Origin of the sequence: Pedobacter sp. WC2423, assembly GCF_040822065.1 — a bacterium.
Classification (GTDB): Bacteria; Bacteroidota; Bacteroidia; order Sphingobacteriales; family Sphingobacteriaceae; genus Pedobacter.
This window is the reverse complement of sequence record NZ_CP162005.1, coordinates 3,173,619-3,191,486: the sequence shown is the minus strand read 5'-3', so window position 1 is coordinate 3,191,486 and position 17,868 is coordinate 3,173,619. Positions and strand designations below refer to the sequence as shown.

The 17,868-nt window shown below is 41.1% G+C and carries 12 protein-coding genes; 8 read left to right on the top strand and 4 right to left on the bottom strand.

Going from position 1 to position 17,868, the window contains the following annotated elements:
* Nucleotides 1-5: 5 nt before the first annotated feature.
* The gene (locus tag AB3G38_RS13075; protein WP_367864343.1) at nt 6-1,430 is read right to left on the bottom strand and encodes a DUF3526 domain-containing protein; all 1,425 of its coding nucleotides are present in this window, start codon (nt 1,428-1,430) and stop codon (nt 6-8) included.
* A 2-nt stretch (nt 1,431-1,432) separates the two neighbouring features.
* Nucleotides 1,433-2,860, bottom strand: a complete 1,428-nt coding sequence (locus tag AB3G38_RS13070; protein WP_367864342.1) for a DUF3526 domain-containing protein — start codon at nt 2,858-2,860, stop codon at nt 1,433-1,435.
* Between the two features lie 79 nt (nt 2,861-2,939).
* Between AB3G38_RS13070 and AB3G38_RS13065 the strand changes: the two genes are divergently transcribed.
* Genes AB3G38_RS13065 through AB3G38_RS13050 form a run of 4 tightly spaced genes read left to right on the top strand, consistent with a single transcriptional unit; the run spans nt 2,940 to nt 10,725 of the window.
* On the top strand, nt 2,940-5,144 hold the full coding sequence (locus AB3G38_RS13065; protein ID WP_367864341.1) for a peptidase domain-containing ABC transporter: 2,205 nt from the start codon (nt 2,940-2,942) through the stop codon (nt 5,142-5,144).
* Nucleotides 5,145-5,160: 16 nt separating this feature from the next.
* A complete protein-coding gene (locus AB3G38_RS13060; protein ID WP_367864340.1) occupies nt 5,161-7,869 on the top strand; it encodes a lantibiotic dehydratase in 2,709 nt (902 codons plus the stop codon).
* Between the two features lie 2 nt (nt 7,870-7,871).
* Complete coding sequence (locus AB3G38_RS13055) at nt 7,872-8,762, top strand: thiopeptide-type bacteriocin biosynthesis protein (RefSeq protein WP_367864339.1); 891 nt, start codon at nt 7,872-7,874, stop codon at nt 8,760-8,762.
* Nucleotides 8,763-8,772: 10 nt separating this feature from the next.
* Nucleotides 8,773-10,725 (top strand): lanthionine synthetase LanC family protein, encoded by a 1,953-nt coding sequence (locus AB3G38_RS13050; protein ID WP_367864338.1) that lies wholly within the window; start codon nt 8,773-8,775, stop codon nt 10,723-10,725.
* 48 nt (nt 10,726-10,773) lie between these two features.
* Here the strand turns inward: AB3G38_RS13050 and AB3G38_RS13045 are convergent, their stop codons facing one another.
* Together AB3G38_RS13045 and AB3G38_RS13040 are read right to left on the bottom strand one after the other, a co-directional pair.
* Nucleotides 10,774-10,965 (bottom strand): pinensin family lanthipeptide, encoded by a 192-nt coding sequence (locus tag AB3G38_RS13045; RefSeq protein ID WP_041882676.1) that lies wholly within the window; start codon nt 10,963-10,965, stop codon nt 10,774-10,776.
* A 268-nt stretch (nt 10,966-11,233) separates the two neighbouring features.
* Nucleotides 11,234-12,466, bottom strand: a complete 1,233-nt coding sequence (locus AB3G38_RS13040; protein WP_367864337.1) for a PepSY-associated TM helix domain-containing protein — start codon at nt 12,464-12,466, stop codon at nt 11,234-11,236.
* 112 nt (nt 12,467-12,578) lie between these two features.
* Between AB3G38_RS13040 and AB3G38_RS13035 the strand changes: the two genes are divergently transcribed.
* Genes AB3G38_RS13035 through AB3G38_RS13020 form a run of 4 tightly spaced genes read left to right on the top strand, consistent with a single transcriptional unit; the run spans nt 12,579 to nt 17,863 of the window.
* Complete coding sequence (locus tag AB3G38_RS13035; protein ID WP_367864336.1) at nt 12,579-13,778, top strand: porin; 1,200 nt, start codon at nt 12,579-12,581, stop codon at nt 13,776-13,778.
* Between the two features lie 14 nt (nt 13,779-13,792).
* Nucleotides 13,793-15,262 carry an anion permease gene (locus AB3G38_RS13030; protein WP_367864335.1) on the top strand — a complete coding sequence of 490 codons (1,470 nt, stop codon included), beginning with the start codon at nt 13,793-13,795 and terminating at the stop codon, nt 15,260-15,262.
* 10 nt (nt 15,263-15,272) lie between these two features.
* Entirely contained in the window at nt 15,273-15,947 is a 675-nt protein-coding gene (locus AB3G38_RS13025) for a succinate dehydrogenase cytochrome b subunit (RefSeq protein ID WP_367864334.1), read from the top strand.
* Nucleotides 15,947-17,863: a fumarate reductase/succinate dehydrogenase flavoprotein subunit gene (locus AB3G38_RS13020; RefSeq protein WP_367868764.1), complete on the top strand. Its 1,917-nt coding sequence runs from the start codon at nt 15,947-15,949 to the stop codon at nt 17,861-17,863. The genes AB3G38_RS13025 and AB3G38_RS13020 overlap by 1 nt, the downstream gene beginning before the upstream one ends.
* Nucleotides 17,864-17,868 lie beyond the last annotated feature (5 nt).

Genomic DNA, 17,868 nt, shown 5'->3' with positions numbered 1-17,868 from the left:
GTTAATTATTTGGATTTGTTTTTTTGACGGGCAATCAGCAGGATCAGTAAAATGGCCAGCCAGATAGACAGGATATTGACTAGAATCCGGTTTGTTCTGGTTTGATCTGCTGCAGGCCGAAATACAGGCAGTTGGCGGACTTCAGCCAGGCTTAATTTTTTATTAGACAACAGGTAGCTGTTCATCAGTTTTACCCATTGATTCTGAAAGATGCCAGTCTGGTTTTGATAATACAGATAGTCACTGAGCCCGGTCTGTGCAGTCGCATTCAGCAATGCCTGCATTTGAGCTACCGGATTAAACCAGGCCATTTGACTTAACCAGGCATTGTGTTTTGCAGCAGCAGCATTATATTCCTGAACATTTTTGTTCATCCGTCTGCCCAGCAGGTCATAATAGGCTACGAATCTTTTATTCCCATAAATAGCCGTGTCGCCAGCAGTTTTTAGCTTAAGGTATTGCGGGTTATTCTGATAAAACTCTTTTAATAACTGCGGGACCGGCATTTCCCAGGTATGCGTCATCGTTTCCCGCTGATGGGATACGAGTTCAGTGCGCAGTGGCATAGGATATTTAAGCGCGGCTGATTTGTTGGTTACCGCTGGTAAGATTAGAGTCAGCAGTAACCAGGTGCCCAGTAAAATTAAAGCATTAAGCTGTGAGGATTTGCGCAGCATAATAACCAGCCAGCAGACCGCAAACCAAAATAGCAGATAGGTATTGGTCACCAGAAACCATAAAAGAACATCAGGCAGATGCAGGGCAGCAGAGGCTGGGCGGATCAATAATCCAATCAAGCTGAGTATATTGGTCAGCAGGCAGATGAACAGCAGGCGAAAAAGAATTTTATACCCCAGGATACGCTTTATTTCACCACTTTGTACAGCGAGCAAACGGTCAGTTTGTTGCTCGGCTTCTCTGGAAAAGAGATCGTAACTCAGGATAATAATCAAGAGTGGAAACAAATAAATCAGCACAAATGAGAAATCGAAATTACCCGAAGCGAGTTTCTCCGGATTGGCGATTTCTGCATTGGGTGGAGTTAAAATATCACGTTTACTACTTACAATATCAAAATATGGCAGTAAATCGCGCTGGCCAATAGCCATTACAGCCAGTCCATGAGGTGGGTTTGTTGCTGCGGGCGGTGCTTTAAATTCTACAACTTGTGGCAAACCTGCCTGCTCAGCCAGCATTTTTCCTTTGACAGTAGCAGTATCCGTATAAAATCTGCTGATCAGCTCCTGGCGATGCGACTGCTGATTGTTTGTCAGGGTATCCAGTCCGGTTAATTGTCTGGTTACAAAACTTTGCCCATTGTACAGGCTGTATAAACTCATCAGCAGGAAAAATAGCAGCAAGAGTAATTGAACCGGCTGACGTAAGAATTGCCGCCATTCGAAACGGGAAATTAAAATGAATAACTGCATATTTAACGCAATGAAGGTTTGGTAATGAAGTATAAAGTGGCAGAAAGCAAGCCTATCCAGCAGCAGAGTGAAATTAGTGCCAGACGCTGTAAATACAGGGTTTGCAATAAAGTTGGCGCCTGATACTGGAAATCCTTAAGCTGCTGGAAAAACTGTGGATCTGCCCGGTAACTTTCATTTGGTTTTACAGGATGACTGGCCAGTTCGAGATTCAGTTTGCGGATCAGGGTATTGCGGTATGCTTTTGCCTGAAGAAAGAAAGTTTGATGGTGCTCAAAATCTGTGCCTGCCATGGCCATTGAAAGCCGCTTCAAGCTAATAAACGGATCTGCTAAACCCGCATAATTTAAAAAAGATTGCTGCTGGTTGAAAGTGTTTGCCAGTGCTGTATAGTAATAATCAAATACTTTGTTCTGATAATCTTCATGGTATTGCAGCATCAGGCCGTCGGCATTAACCGGAAGCTGGGTTGTACTATCCGCCGCATATTTTTTTAATAAAGCCGCATAGTGTTTTTCCCCTCTTTGCTGGTAAGGAAGATCCCCTTTAATCCCCTTTAGAAACCCTTGCTTAACGTTATTGTTGAAAGCTGCACGTGAGCTTAAAGGATATAACTCAGTTGCCTGAGCAGCTGCTATTTTAGGGAGGAGAATACTGCTGAACAGCCATAGGGTTAAAACAGTTAGTGTGGCTGTTCTTGAAGTACCACTCAGGGCAGATATGATCACGCCAGCTAACGTGATCAGTAAATAAAAAAGCAGATAGCTGCATACAATAATTAAAAACCGGCCCAGTAAAGCTGCGCCGGAAGGGGAGCACAGGATGACGAAAAACAGCACGATAAAAATTGGGATGACCAGGAATACGACCAGTAAATAATTTGACCAAACCTTTCCCCATGCCAATTGTGAAGGCTTTATCCCTTGCGCCATCAGCATTCTGAAAGTACCAGACTCTTTCTCATCAGTCAGTGCAGAGGAGCTGATAAACAGCAGCAATAATGGAATCAGCATTTGCATAATCAAAGCCAGGGTAAACTGACCAAACCGCATCAAAGCATCGTTACGTTCTGCATTGCTATAATCTACCTCATGTTGTATATGAGCTTCTACCCGGTAAGTAGTTCCGAAATAATCATTAAGGCCGGGATCAAACGCACTTAAAAGATTTAAAGGCTTAAAAAGATAGGTGCCAAAATGCGCAGCCTCATGTGGATTATGATGTTGTGCTTCCCACTGCTGACGAAACTTTTTATTGGAGATCTCGCGGCTTTGCTGATCGTTCTGGTACTGAAAAATAGTTAATAGCCCGCTGGTCAGGAACAGCGTGTAAATAATGATAGCCAGCGTGCTCATGATTTGGTCACGGAAAGCTAACCTGAATTCTTTCCAGATTAAGGTACGTAAAGGCGTGTAAGCGGATGGAGACATTTATTAATTGTTAATTGCATCAAAGTTGCATTATATTTATAATATTTGCAACAGTGTTGTATTTAAGAATCGTTTAGCTATGTTTCAACATTTCTCTTCTGACAGGAAATTTCCGTTTTATAAACAACCAGACGCTATGGACTGCGGGCCTGTTTGTCTTAAAATAGTCTCTGCCTATTATGGGAAAACTTTTCCAGTAGCTTATTTCAGGAAACTGTGCAGTATAGGCAAACAGGGAACAACGATGGCCAGTATGATTGAAGCGGCAAATTTGCTTGGATTTAAAACACTGGCAGTGGAACTGCCCTATGAGCAGTTGTTAAATAAAGTTGGGCTACCTTGCATCCTCCACTGGGAAAAGGAGCATTATGTAGTTTTATACCGGATGACCAGCCATTATGCTTACTTAGCAGACCCTGCACTCAGTGGAAAGGTTAAAGTGCGAAAGGAAGATTTTATCCGCTCCTGGCAAATTAAAGAGGGCAGTACTATTGGCAGAGCTTTATTGCTGGAAACAACGCCTGTTTTTGAAGAAAAACAAAGTGTCGCTGATCATTCTGCTTCTTTATGGTCCTTATTACCCTATCTAAAATTACACCGTAAAAGCGTGCTTCCTGTTGGTCTGAGCCTTTTACTGGCCTGCGGTTTTTCTCTGATTATCCCATTTTTAACACAGCTGACTGTAGATAAAGGTATTCAGGGAAAGCATACAAACTTGCTTTTTCTGATCTGTATCGGGCAACTGATGTTGTTTTCCGGAAGGATGCTGATGGATTTTCTCCGTGCAAGATTGCTTTTCAGGTTAGGTGCAAGAACCAGTATTGTTTTATTGAAAGAGTTCCTGGCCAAGCTCATGCAGTTACCTTTTTCTTTTTTTGATAACCGCCAGGCCGGTGATAATATGCAGCGGGTCAATGATAACCAGCGGGTCGAAGAATTTCTGACGAATTCACTGATCAGCTTTATTCTTTCTGCAATTACACTTTTAGTACTGGGCGGGGTATTGTGTTATTATAACTGGCAGATCTTTTTAATCTTCCTGATTGGTGCGGTGATCAGTGTGGTCTGGTCTAATTCTTTCCAGCAAAAAAGGAAAGTCATTGACCAGAAGAAATTTAAAGTGCTTTCTGCCAATCAACAGCTTTTGCTGGAGATTTTTTATGCCATGCAGGAAATCAAACTTACAGGCAGTGCTGATGAAAAGCAGGAGTTATGGGAGCGTCTGCAAGATCAGTCTTATGGACTTAAACTGGAGGCTTTACAGTTAGATCAGCTGATGCAGGGGATTGGCTATTTTATTAATGAAGTCAAGAATGTGCTGATTACCTATGCAGCTGCGATGCTGGTGATCAATGATCAGGTTACCCTGGGTGGGATGCTTGCCATTACCTATATCTGCGGTCAGCTCAATACACCGGTTACACAACTCGTTGAATTTGCCCGGGTTTCCCAGAATACAAAGTTCAGTTTACAGCGGATGGCAGAAGTACATCAGGAAGCAGCAGAAGATTTTGAAGTTGAATATCAGGAGATGAATAATGCTCCCGAAGCTATCGAGCTGAAACAAGTGAGCTTTCACTATGGAAATAACCAGGCACCATTCGTCTTGAAAAACCTGGATCTGCTGATCCCTGCTGGTAAAGTTACAGCTATTGTCGGGATGAGCGGAAGCGGTAAAACGACTTTAATCAAACTGTTGCTAAAGTTTTACCAGGTGAGCAAAGGGACGATTACCATCGGAAACCGTTCTGTAGACCAGGTACATGCCAAACAATGGAGAGCAGCATGCGGGGTGGTGATGCAGGATGGCTATGTTTTTATGGACACGATTGCAAATAATGTTTTTGCCGGATCAGCAGTCAAAGATAAAGCGCGCCTTTATGAAGTGTCCAAACTCGCCAATATGCATGATTTTTTTATGTCTATGCCATTTGGCTATGATACTGTAGTTGGAAAAGATGGTTACGGCTTAAGTGAAGGCCAAAAGCAAAGACTGCTGATTGCCAGGTTGATTTATAGAAACCCGGCCTATATATTTCTGGATGAAGCAACCAACTCGCTGGATGCACATAATGAATTGTCAATCGTCAACAATCTGAATAATTTCTTTGCCGGGAAAACAGTGCTGATCGTTGCACACCGGCTGAGTACGGTAAAAAATGCGGATCAGATCGTGGTATTGCACCAGGGTGAACTGGTGGAAAAAGGAACGCACCAGGAATTGATTGCACGACAGGGAAAGTATTACCAACTCATTAAAAATCAGCTGGAGCTAAGTAAATAATCTAAATAAATAACAAATGAGCATAGAGATATTTCCACACTCTTTAGTCAGATACGCAGGGATGAACTACCAGGCTTTTGATTCTTTTAAACTGGCAGAATCGAAAGAGATACTGCAAAAAGATCATCAGATGAAAGCTGCAAAAACAAAGCTTAAAGCATTAATTTGTGATGGGTTATTTGATCTGATTACGATTCAAACAGCTGATGTGCTGAGACAGGGGCTCATTAATCTTAAAAGACAAATCTTTAATGATAAGAAGGTAAATCTACAAAAGCTGGAAGAACTGCTGGACCTGTTTCCCGCAGATCTGAAGCTGGATTTTCAGAACTATATGCACATAAGTCAGCACATGGAGACTTTCCATCAAACCTATTCTTTCCATTATCAGCAACTGATCATTGAACAGCGCAGGGAACTTCAGAGACTGGCCATGGATGCTTCCTTACAAAACGGACTGCTTTTATCCAGTCCTGTTTTACTGGAACAACTATCAGCATATGTACAAAAAGAACCAGCCTCTTTCCGTCAAAAGGAATTGAGAATAGAGTTCAGTTTGCTGCGCTACTTAACAAGGATGTGTTTTAAAACCTCTCCGTTCAGTACTTTTACCTATACTGGAATTATGCAACTGGCCAGTACGCGGTCTGCTATTGCTGCACCAGCGGTTAAAACTGTTAAAAATAGCCTCCGGCTTAACAATGCATTATTTGAATATCTGAAATCTATCCTGATTCATCATCCGGGAGTCAATGAATTGCTGACTGTAAAACTCAATAAAACGGCAGTGGTCAAAGCAGGAAAAATACAATTCCTGGTTAATTTTAATAACATCGAATCCTTTCAGCTGTTACCTGCTTCAGGTCTGCAATTGCTGGTCTTTAATTACCTTAATGAGACTAAAGAATCGGTAAATGTAAAAGAGCTGGCAAATTATATGGCCTGTGCAGTAGAAGAGGCCAGTGATGTATTCATAAAAAAATATCTCTTTAAACTGGTTGCTGCAGGGTTGCTGGAAGCTGGTATGGAGACTTCAGGCATTGATCCGCAATGGGATCACAACCTACTGAAATTCTTTACCAAACTGGAGAGCAGTGAGCCGGCAGTTTTTCAAATTATTTACTTATTTAAACAATTGCAGCAGTATCAGCTGGCTTATATGCAGGGTGATACTGCAAAACGGAAATTAATTCTGGACTACGCAGAAAAAACTGTGGCAGATGTTTTTCAGAAATTACAGACTGAGGCTGGATTACCTGTCAATGCGGATCGGTCTATTTCAGCCGGAGCTAAAACCTCAGCTGTTAACGGGGCTTTTGAAACCTTGAATTTCATGCCGCATCATTTTGCAGGCAGACAGTTATTTTATGAGGACTGTTATACAACTGCTCAGGAAATCCTCGAAGATCATTGTCTTAAAGATTTCACGGCAAAGGCTGATCAGCTTTTGAATCACCTGCTTCCGCTGGATTTACTAAAAACCGAGCGGGAAAAAATGAGCAGCTTTTTTCTGGAACATTATGCTGCTCAGGCACAGGTTCAATTGATTGATTTTTACCAGGCTTATTATTTCCATGTTAAAAAACCTGAAAAGGAGAAGTCGGCAAACTCTGGTACGGTGGTACCGGAGCCCGGTAACTGGGAAAAAGAGATCAGTAAAAAATTAGCTGTACTCACGCAGCATAAACCGGATATGCTAAATCTGGAAAATGATTTTTTTCCGGAATCTTTAGCAGTGCTACCACCTGCTTATTATTCAAGGGGACTTTTCGTGCAGTTTTATAAGGGGAAAATAGAACAGGAAGCAGAAAATCAGGATGGTGTATTTGGGGTGATCAACAGCATCCTGCCGGGAATGGGTAAGGTAAGTGGTCGTTTTTTGCCCTTGTTTGCACCTGATATCACTACAGATTTCGTTAAATACAATGGTCAGCTTTATCCCGGGATAATTCAGGCAGAGCTCAATGATGCTTCAAGTTTTAATGCCAATATTCATCCTTCTTTACTCACCCATGAAATCGCGTTACCTGGTGGAAATAAAAGTTATCAGGAAAAACAGCAGATTCCTGTAGATGAATTAACTGTAAGTTTTGAGCAGCAGACGGGCAGTTTAAAATTAACCCATCGGAAGCAGGAAGTCTATACCTACGATTTATGCCTGGAATCTTTTTATAACCGCTCGAATCTGTACCAGCTTATGGCACATTTTAACCAGGAAAACAAGCTTTCTTTACAGCCATTTATAAATCTTGTGGATGCTTGTTATCTGGATACAGCACAGGAGCAAGCGCACGAGATTGAATCACTGCCGAGAATTACTTATGAAAACTCAGTCATTCTCAGAAGGAGAACCTGGCGTGTAAAAACGGACTCAATACCTGTGCAGCAGCCCGGAGAAACTGCTTATGCTTATTTTATCCGGATCAATGTTTGGCGCAGTCAGCATGGAATCCCTGTTACGTTGTTTTTATTCCTCAGGAAAAGGTCTTTTGTCATTAAACCTGCCGCGGGGCCGGAAGGTAAAAAAGAAGGACTTAGTGATGATTATAAACCCCAGTTTATCTCTTTTGAACAACCCTTATTAGTCGAAATGTTTAAGCGTTTGCTGGCCAGGGCAGGAGCGTATGTGATTATGGAAGAAATGCTTCCTTTAGTTAATGATATAGGACAATCCGGAAATCATGAACCTGTAAAAGAATACTTGCTGCAATGGTATAAATACTAAATATGAAAGTTAAAGCTGTACAATGGTTCGCTGCCTGCCTGTTTTATCCCGGAGACCTGGATCTGATGTTAAGGGAATTGGTTGCACCCTTTGTTTGGGAATTCTTTCCTGATGAAGATACTGAAGCATCCTGGTTCTTTATCCGCTACTGGGAAAACGGAAGTCATATCAGGCTTAGAATGCATACTGAACTCTCTTTACAGGATGTTTTGACTAAAGCACTGGAAAAAAGAGCAAATGAATTTTTTCTGCAGTACCCGGTATCTGATGCTGCTGATCGCACAACTTTAGCTGTTAACCATGCGCTGCAATTTCCTATTTATGAACCAGAAACGGCACGCTATGGGAATCACCAGAGCATGCCCTGGGCTGAGTTGCATTTTTTTAAATCTTCAGCTTTTATTTTAGACTGGATCTGTACCAGAAAACAGGGAGCTTCTGCTTTAATACAATCCTTACGGTTACATCTGATTTTATTGCTGGCCACCGGGTGGGAAATTTCCAGGTTGATTACAGTCTGTGATTTTTTTGTAGACGGCTGGTTGCCACGCTTATATATTCCGGGAACGGATACCGCAGTTCAAAAAATATTTTGGTTAAAAGAATTTGAAATTTCGTTTAACCGGACAAAAGAGATTATTTTGCCGGCGTCTAAAGTTTTTTGGGAAGAAATTATCACAGGAACGGCAAATCAAAAAGTACAAGATTTGTTTAAAGCGAATAGGCTGACCCTGCAAAATTATCAGCGGGCAGATTTTATGGAAATAAAGCTCATTGAAATTATGACGAGTTTGATGCATATGAATAATAATCGCCTGGGTATTAGTAACCATGAAGAGGCTTATGGGATGTACTGCACGGTCCAATGTCTTGATTTTATAGCTAATTCTTAATTTAAAATGCATGCATTCATTTACCTCACTACAAATTGAAAGGATCCACAAACAATTAGCACAGCTTAAAAGCGATTTGCTGGCCTCTTCCAGAAGAGATGAAGCTGGTGTATACTGGCAAAGTCCTTTTTATGAGACGGCAGACAAATTTTCATTTCAAACCACATTTGATATTTTTAATGGAAATAGCGGCATTGCTTTATTTTATATCGGCCTTTTTGAGCTTTCCGGTAATACGGAAGACTTGAAATTTGCAGCGGATATAATGAATAAAGTATTGAAGGAAGAAGCGGTATTAAAACCACGTTCTTTTGGCTTTTATACGGGGATAACTGGTGTGATTTACGTATGTATCAAGCTTTATGAGCATCATAAAGACGAGAAATATTTAAGCCATGCATCGCGTTTGTTATTGGCTCACCAGGAGAACATTGTGGATTGTACGGTTAAGGCTGATTTGTTAAGCGGATATTGCGGCAGTTTGCTGGTCATCACTTTACTTTATCATCACCTGCGTACTAAAAACCTGTTAATGATTATTCATCAGCTGATTGACAGGGTGATCAAAGAAGCAAGAATTTCTGCAGCTGGGCTGAAATGGGATTATAATCAGTCGAAATCTTCTTTTGATAGTCTGGCGGGGTTCTCTCATGGGGCATCAGGAATTGCTTATGCTTTAATGCAGGTGGGCAATTATTTTAAAAATGATGGCTTAATTTACCTTGCTGAACAAGCATTGGCTTATGAGATGCAATATTTTCATCCCGGTTCTGGAAACTGGCTGGATTTGAGGTTGGGGAAATTCAGATTGGGCCTGCCAGATGCGCACCATTGGGATCTGAATGTGTTTATTCCGGAAATGAACAAAGTAAATTCCTGGGCACATGGTGCTGGTGGAATTGGTCTGGCCAGGTTATATGCTTATGAACTGACTGGAAAGGAAATTTACCTTCAGCAATGTCAGCTGGTGATGAAAAAATGTTTAAAGGACCTGGAAAAGATGCACCGTACTGATTTTACGTTCTGTAGCGGATATATGGGGCTATTACCTTTTCTATCCAGATTTGCTGATCAGCAACATAAAAATTATAATGAGTTAATTTTATCAGTTGCTGATCGGGCGGGCGTTCAATATACACGCAAACGGAGCTATAATACTTACATTTCTGCTAATCAATTTGATTATGGACTATTATCTGGCAAATCTGGAGTTGGTTATCTATTGTTGCAATTGTTGAATAAGGGAATGGATAGTGTAGCTTATCCCGTATTGCCCCCCAGCGGAAAAGCACCGGCTGCGGTAGTCAGTCATAATAAGTTTGCCATTAAGCAACGGATTTTCTCCACGTATTATAAGCAGACAATTTACCTTTTAGATCAGTTTGAACCCTGTTTTATGCTGAAATTTCAAGCGGAAGACTTCAATGAGTTTGAGGAGAAGCTTTATCAAAAGATTAACGGATTGTCTGAGCCTGAAGTATCTGGAATTGCTGAAGTATTTGACTTTGAGCATAAACTGGCGATCAGGTGGAAATTACATAAAGGCCATTTATGTTATAAAAAGAAGAAGGAATTTATTCTGGGTCAGGCGAATCAGTTGTCTATAGTAACTAACGAAGAATTGTGTAGTTTATCATTCAAGCTCAATGATCATGTATGTTTTTATCCGTTGAGTATCAAACTTAAAAAGGTTCTTGGACTCTTACAAACCTATCAGGCTGCATTATTTATGTCTGAAGAGAACGGTGTAAATACGGTTTACATTGGTCAGCTGAGTACGTTGATTCTGAATTATCTGAATCAGCAGGCTGTGACGGGACAGGAACTGATCAGCTTAATCTTAGGGGATTTCTCAGGAAACGCACAGCTGAGACTGGAAACTACAGTATTACGCGAAAGAATCCTTTTACAAATGAGATCCCTGATCATCAGTGGAATGATCGGGTTAAAAGAACAAGTATAAAAAGAGGGCCGGAAACCGGCCCTCTTTTGTAAACAAATTGGATTTAAACTAGCAGATAACTGTCGTACACTTAATGGCAGGTGTATGGTGGTCATCGGTAGGTTCAGTATGTGTTGGTTCTGATACATTACCTAAACCGCCCGATAAACGCATAGCAACTTCACTGTCAATACTGGTTACAAAACTTTCTAATTGAAGATCTTCAAGATTTAACTTGATTTTTTCTGATTGATTTTTCATAAGATTATAATTTGTTTAATGTTCATGAAGCACCATGGACGAGCCACAATGGTTCATCAAATTTAATTAAGTATAATGCCTGCTGTGATAACGGGTTTTTGGCTTATCCCCGGTTGCAACAATGCTAAGATAGTTATTTGCAACATAGTTGCAAAACATATTTAAAGGAAAATTAAAATAAATAATAAGCAGATTGAAGCTTAGCAAAAAAGGGAGTGAAGGAAATGATTTTTGGATAGTTTCAGTAAAATACTAATGCTGAATTCAGCTAAACAACAGGCTCCTGCATAGCTGCAGCCCTTATCTTTTTAAGCTTCCAGGGAGCAGTTGTCTTTTTCAAAACCATCTTTTCCTGAACCAGTGGTTTCTTCCCTTTTTTCTTTTTGAATTTCTTACCGTACCAAACTAAAAATCCGGTAACAGGTAAACTCGCAGAGATCAGACTGGCTAAAAAAGCAATAATTTTTGTTGGAAGCCCCATCACTGAGCCTACGTGTAAATCATAGTTAATTCTTCTGATTTTATCAGGGATACTGGCATCCTCATATTTTCCCAGCAGGGGAGAGTTGCCTGCAAACTGTTTCATTGTGTATTGATCGAAAGCGTACCTGTCTGCTTTATAAAATGTTCCTGCTTTTAAATAAACAATGAAACCTATAGCATCCGAAGCTTTTGCAGGAAGCGTAATAAACATCCCTGAGGCCTGATCGGTTGTGACCAGCTTACTGTAAATTTTATCTATATTTTTTGGCTGAAACACAGCATTTGTAGTCGTATCCGATAGCGGTCTTGGTTTGGCTTCTAAAGACCTGCCACCTGAAGTTACCCAGTACAAAGATTTACTGTACCATTTGTAACTGTAAACAAGGCCTGTTAATGAAATTAAAAGTAAGACAAGAAAAACATAAAACCCTGCAACCTTATGCAGATCATAGTTGACGCGTTTAAAACTGCCACTCCATTTAATTTTAAAACTTTGATCACGTATGGATCTGATCCACTTTTTAGGCCACCATAAAACAATTCCGGAGATCAATAAAACTACAAAAACCAGTACGCCAGCTCCGATTATTTTTGAACCTGTTTTGCCCATCCAGAGTGTGCGGTGTCCATTCAGGATAAAACTGAAGAAATCAGCATTACTTCTTTTGTTCCTGCGGTCAATATGAATGATCTCAGCGGTGTAAGGATTCATATAAATAACCAGGCTTGTCCCTTTTTTACGGTTTAGAGAATTCACGGTAGCCGCTTCATTTTTCTGCCCGTAATTGATAGAAGTAGGCTTTAATTTACCTAACTCTGGTTTCGCACGGTCAATAAGCTGTGTGGGCAATAGAAAGGATTTCTCCTGAGGCTGTACAAATTGCCAGGGCTGATAAAAGCTTCTTATTTCTTTTTCAAAAACATAAATACATCCTGTAATACTTACAATAAATACAATCAGGCCTGAACCAAGTCCCAGCCATAAATGTAACCATGCATTGATCTTTTTTAAAGTCATAACCGAAACCTGATTATAATTGGAAAAGGATAAAAACCTTCATGCCATTTATTTAGAATGAATTAAGATAAGAGCGCAAAGTAAATAATATTAATTGGTTTTTCCTACGGTAATGATGAAGATCATATTTTGTGATGATGACCAGCATACGCTGATGCATTATTTACCCGGACCTTTAGCCATGGTTAATAAATTCTTATTCATACTGGTAATTTCCTTTACCGGCGTTTTCCAGGTCCGGGCACAGGAGCCTGTGAAATCAGATTCTACAGCGAAAGGGAAGATTATAATGAAGGGGCTATTTCAAGCCCGTTATCTCTTTAGCAGTCATAAAAACATCGATTTAAATGGCCTGCATCATCCTGATGGTAAAGCGGTTTATAATGACTTTGATATTAAGCGGGCCAGGTTACAGTTTACTTCAAAAATATCGGATCGTACCGATGTCGTATTACTGCTTAACCTGGCAGATTTTAAAACTGATCCTAAAAATAAAGTTTTGGAAAATGCTTATATCACCTATCGGCTGGATAATTTTATAAACCTGAAGATGGGACAATTCAGGCCCGCTTTTGGATTAGAGGATATGTATCCTGTTGATGTCATTAAATCAATGGACTATTCCAATCAATATACAGCTTTCGGGAATAATGGCTGGCAGAGTTTCCAGATTGGTGCAAGTATTTATGGGGCAACGCATGGGGAGATTCCTGTCAAATATGAATTGTCTGTGGTCAACGGGAATAACAGGAATCAGCTGATGGATAATGATAATGGAAAACATTTTTCTACCCGGGTAGAATTAGGCCTGCAAAAGAGCCTGAAAATTAAATTAGGATTGAACGGCGGGCTGGCAACGGTTTTGGGAAGCAGCGTCTATGCTTCCGGAGTCGATTTATCCGGTGTAGTTCCGTTGGGTAAAAAGTGGTCGCTGGAAATAGAAACAGAATTTAAGCAGGGAAATAACCATACTTATTATTATGCGCTGGATTCTGCGAAACGTGTGGGGGGCATAGGCAATTACCAGATGCGTGGAATGTATTTTTTACCCAACCTGAGGTATGCGATTAATTATCACCGTTTAAGTTCATTGGAATTCTCTTGCCGGTACGAAAACTTCAATAACGATTTTAAGCACGCCGCTAATAATCAAAGACAAACCATAACACCAATGATTAGTGCAGAGTTCTTAAAAGCTTACAGTGCACGCATCCAGTTTGGAGTTAATATTGACCGTTATAAAAGAAATATTCCCGGAACCACACAATACAATAATGAAATGTTTATAGTACAGGTCCAGTCAAGGCTATAAGTTAAAATAAGATCATGAAATCTACAGCTACTAAAGCGGCGGCGGCGCCTCCAAAAAAAGAAATTCAACCAATTCCATTACTGATTACCGTCTTATTCGGTCTCGCAGTCTGGTTTATTCCCGCTCCGGAAGGTGTGAAGCCAGAAGCCTGGCATTTACTGGCAATCTTTCTGGCTACCATTGTCGGGATTATCCTGAAGGCAGCAAGTATGGGTACACTTTGTATGATGGCTATCGCACTGGTTGCCATGACTGGTGTGCTTGCTCCTGGCAATCCTGGAAAATCAATTACACTGGCCTTAAGAAGTTTTGGCGATAAAGTGATCTGGCTGATCGGGATCAGTTTTTTTATCGCCCGTGGTTTTATCAAAACAGGTTTAGGGAGCAGGATCGCTTACATCTTTATCAAATTATTCGGTAAAAGTTCTCTGGGCCTGGCTTATAGTCTGGGGGCTGCCGATTTAATACTTGCTCCGGCTATTCCCAGTAACACAGCAAGGGGTGGAGGGATTATTTATCCGATTATGAAATCTATGGCGATGAGTCTGGGTTCTATGCCCGATCAGGCAGAAACGCACCGTAAAGTAGGGGCATACCTGACTTTGAACAGTTATTATATGAACCTGATTGCTTCGGCTATGTTCCTGACCGGAACGGCAAGTAACCCGATGTGTCAGAAATTTGCAGCAGATATGGGGATTCATATCAGCTGGATGTCTTGGTTCTGGGCTGCAATTGTTCCCGGACTGGCCTCTGTAATTATTATCCCTTATTTATTGTACAAGATTTTTCCTCCAGAATTGAAAAAAACAACAGAAGCACCTGCAATGGCCATAGCAAAGTTGAAAGAAATGGGTAAGATCACAAAAAATGAGTGGTTGATGCTGCTGGCATTCGTGATTTTACTAGTGCTTTGGGTAACCGGAGATTTGTTTAAAATCGATGCCACAACAACTGCATTTATCGGACTTTCGATCTTATTGCTTACCCAGGTATTAACCTGGGAAGATGTGAAAGCTGAAAAAGGAGCATGGGATACCATCGTCTGGTTTGCGACACTGGTAATGATGGCCGGATCATTAAACGAATTAGGCTTTATTCCCTGGTTTGGACATTTAATACAGACTTTACTTTTAGGGATGTCCTGGACATTGGCTTTCCCGATCATTATAGTCGTTTATTTTTTAAGTCACTACCTGTTTGCCAGTGCAACTGCACATGTGGCTGCGATGTATGCTGCTTTATTAGCGGTAGGTATCGCAATGGGCGTACCGCCACTATTACTGGCGCTGATGTTAGGTTTTACAGGTTCTTTGTTTGGTACCATTACACATTATGCGCATGGCCCTGCTCCGGTCTATTTTGGAAGTGGTTATGTGGACGTGAAACAGTGGTGGATTATGGGATTGATTGTCGGAGTTGCTTTATTAGCCATCTGGATGGGATTGGGCGGTTTATGGTGGAAAGTCACCGGAGTTTATTAAATAAAATAAGATGAAAACAGCCTTTTTAAAAAGCACTTTATCACGAAAAAACCTGATGGCCCTGACCGGGCTGTTCCTGTGTTTTTTCCTGGTCATCCATTTATTGGGAAATTTGCAGTTGTTGTTGCCGGCAGACCAGGCATCAGCGCGTTTTAATTACTACTCTAACCTTTTATCCGGAAATATATTGATCAAGGTGATTTCTTATGTACTGTATTTTTCGCTGATTGCACATGCGGTGGATGCTTTAATCATCACCTTTAAAAATAAACAAACGGCTGCCAAGTATGCATATGATAACCGGAAACAAGCCAGTAAATGGTATTCCAGAAATATGGGGATATTAGGTACAATACTCTTGATTTTCCTGGTGATCCACTTTAAAGATTTCTGGTATGTCTATAAATTCGGGACGGTACCCTTTGACCGGAACGGAAATAAGGATTTATATATAGTCGTTGTCCATGCCTTTAAATCATGGTGGTATGTATTGCTTTATGTACTCTCGATGTTTGCCTTAGGTTTTCATCTTTTACATGGCTTTAAAAGTGCCGTCAGAACATTGGGCTTATACCATCCGGGCTATGCTGCGCTCGTACAAACCTTTGGTACGGTTTACAGTTATGCAATTACTATCGGTTTTGCAGTCATACCGGTTTATGTTCACCTTACTCAATTCGGATGATGGAATTAGATGCTAAAATACCAGCCGGCCCATTAGAAACTAAATGGAGCCAGTATAAAGCGCAGGCTAAACTGGTCAATCCTGCAAACCGGAAAAAATTACCTGTTATTGTGGTTGGAACCGGGCTTGCGGGGGCATCTGCTGCTGCCTCGTTAGCTGAACAGGGTTATCCGGTCACTTCTTTCTGTTTCCAGGATTCTGCAAGAAGAGCACATTCAGTAGCTGCTCAGGGCGGCGTGAATGCAGCCAAGAACTATCAGAATGATGGAGACTCTGTTTACAGGATGTTTTATGATACGCTGAAAGGCGGGGATTTCCGGGCACGTGAAGCTAATGTATACCGTTTAGCGGAATGTTCTTTAAATCTGATCGATCAGGCAGTAGCACAAGGTGTACCTTTTGCGAGGGAATATGGCGGATACCTGAGTAACCGTTCTTTTGGCGGAGTGCAGGTGAGCCGTACCTTTTATGCGCGGGGACAAACCGGACAGCAATTGCTGCTGGGTGCTTATCAGGCATTGATGCGGCAGGTTTCTCTTGGGAAAGTTACTTTATACAGCAGACATGAAATGCTGGATCTGGTAGTTGTAGAAGGGAAAGCTAAAGGAATTATTGCAAGAAACCTGGACACCGGGTTAACAGAGCGTTTTGCTGCCGAAGCTGTAGTGATAGCCACAGGCGGGTTTGGTAAGATTTATTATTTATCCACGCTGGCTATGGGCTGTAACGGCTCGGCCATTTGGCGGGCACATAAAAGAGGAGCGCTGATGGCTTGTCCAAGCTGGACACAGATCCACCCGACGAGTTTACCTCAATCGGGAGATTACCAGTCGAAATTAACGCTGATGTCAGAATCATTGCGGAATGACGGAAGAATCTGGGTTCCTCAATTACCAGATGAACAAAGGGCTGCAAATGATATTCCTGAACAGGAAAGAGATTATTATCTGGAAAGACGTTATCCTTCGTTTGGTAATCTGGCACCAAGAGACATTTCTTCCAGAGCAGCTAAAGAAAGAATTGATGCTGGTTTTGGGGTCGGTGCACAGCGGAATGCAGTATATCTTGATTTTTCAAAAGCCATCAGAGAACAGGGAAAAGATAAGATTAAAGAGAAATACGGGAATCTGTTTTCTATGTATAAAAAGATAACTGCCGATGATGCGTATGCTGCACCAATGAAAATCTCTCCTGCTGCGCATTTTTCGATGGGTGGGTTATGGGTAGATTATGAGCTGATGACTACCATTCCTGGCTTATTTGCAATTGGAGAAGCTAATTTTGCTGACCATGGTGCAAACAGGCTGGGGGCAAATTCTTTGTTGCAAGCCTGTGTAGATGGCTATTTTATCCTTCCTTATACCCTGGCTAATTATTTATCTGGGGAGTTGAAGAAAGAAAAGATAACGACTGATCATCCTGAATTTGACCGGGTTGAAAAAGACGTTGTTACGCAGCTGGACGGGCTTTGCGACATCAAAGGCACAAAAACAGCAGATTACTTCCATAAGAAATTAGGGAAATTATTATATGATAAATGTGGTTTGTCACGGTCTGCTGAAGGGTTAACAGCAGCTATTGAAGGGATTAAAATATTAAGAACAGCGTTTTATAAAGACCTGATTGTTCCTGGAACAGCTGATGAAATTAACAGCGAACTGGAAAAAGCGGGCAGGGTGGCTGATTACCTGGAGATCGCTGAGCTGATGTGTCATGATGCATTAAGCAGAGAAGAATCATGCGGTGCACATTTCAGGGAAGAATATCAAACTGCGGATGGCGAAGCGTTAAGGGATGATGAAAATTATTGTTATGTGTCTGCATGGGAATGGAAGGGAAAAGATAGTCTCCCTGTATTACACCCTGAGCACTTAAAATTTGAGTTTATTAAATTATCAGTAAGAAGTTATAGTTAGAAATC

Coding starts and splice junctions, on each gene's coding strand:
- AB3G38_RS13030 (WP_367864335.1), top strand. CDS start 13,793: ATGAAATCTACAGCTACTAAAGCGGCGGCGGCGCCTCCAAAAAAAGAA.
- AB3G38_RS13020 (WP_367868764.1), top strand. CDS start 15,947: ATGGAATTAGATGCTAAAATACCAGCCGGCCCATTAGAAACTAAATGG.
- AB3G38_RS13035 (WP_367864336.1), top strand. CDS start 12,579: ATGATGAAGATCATATTTTGTGATGATGACCAGCATACGCTGATGCAT.
- AB3G38_RS13040 (WP_367864337.1), bottom strand. CDS start 12,466: ATGACTTTAAAAAAGATCAATGCATGGTTACATTTATGGCTGGGACTT.
- AB3G38_RS13055 (WP_367864339.1), top strand. CDS start 7,872: ATGAAAGTTAAAGCTGTACAATGGTTCGCTGCCTGCCTGTTTTATCCC.
- AB3G38_RS13060 (WP_367864340.1), top strand. CDS start 5,161: ATGAGCATAGAGATATTTCCACACTCTTTAGTCAGATACGCAGGGATG.
- AB3G38_RS13075 (WP_367864343.1), bottom strand. CDS start 1,430: ATGCAGTTATTCATTTTAATTTCCCGTTTCGAATGGCGGCAATTCTTA.
- AB3G38_RS13065 (WP_367864341.1), top strand. CDS start 2,940: ATGTTTCAACATTTCTCTTCTGACAGGAAATTTCCGTTTTATAAACAA.
- AB3G38_RS13025 (WP_367864334.1), top strand. CDS start 15,273: ATGAAAACAGCCTTTTTAAAAAGCACTTTATCACGAAAAAACCTGATG.
- AB3G38_RS13070 (WP_367864342.1), bottom strand. CDS start 2,860: ATGTCTCCATCCGCTTACACGCCTTTACGTACCTTAATCTGGAAAGAA.
- AB3G38_RS13045 (WP_041882676.1), bottom strand. CDS start 10,965: ATGAAAAATCAATCAGAAAAAATCAAGTTAAATCTTGAAGATCTTCAA.
- AB3G38_RS13050 (WP_367864338.1), top strand. CDS start 8,773: ATGCATTCATTTACCTCACTACAAATTGAAAGGATCCACAAACAATTA.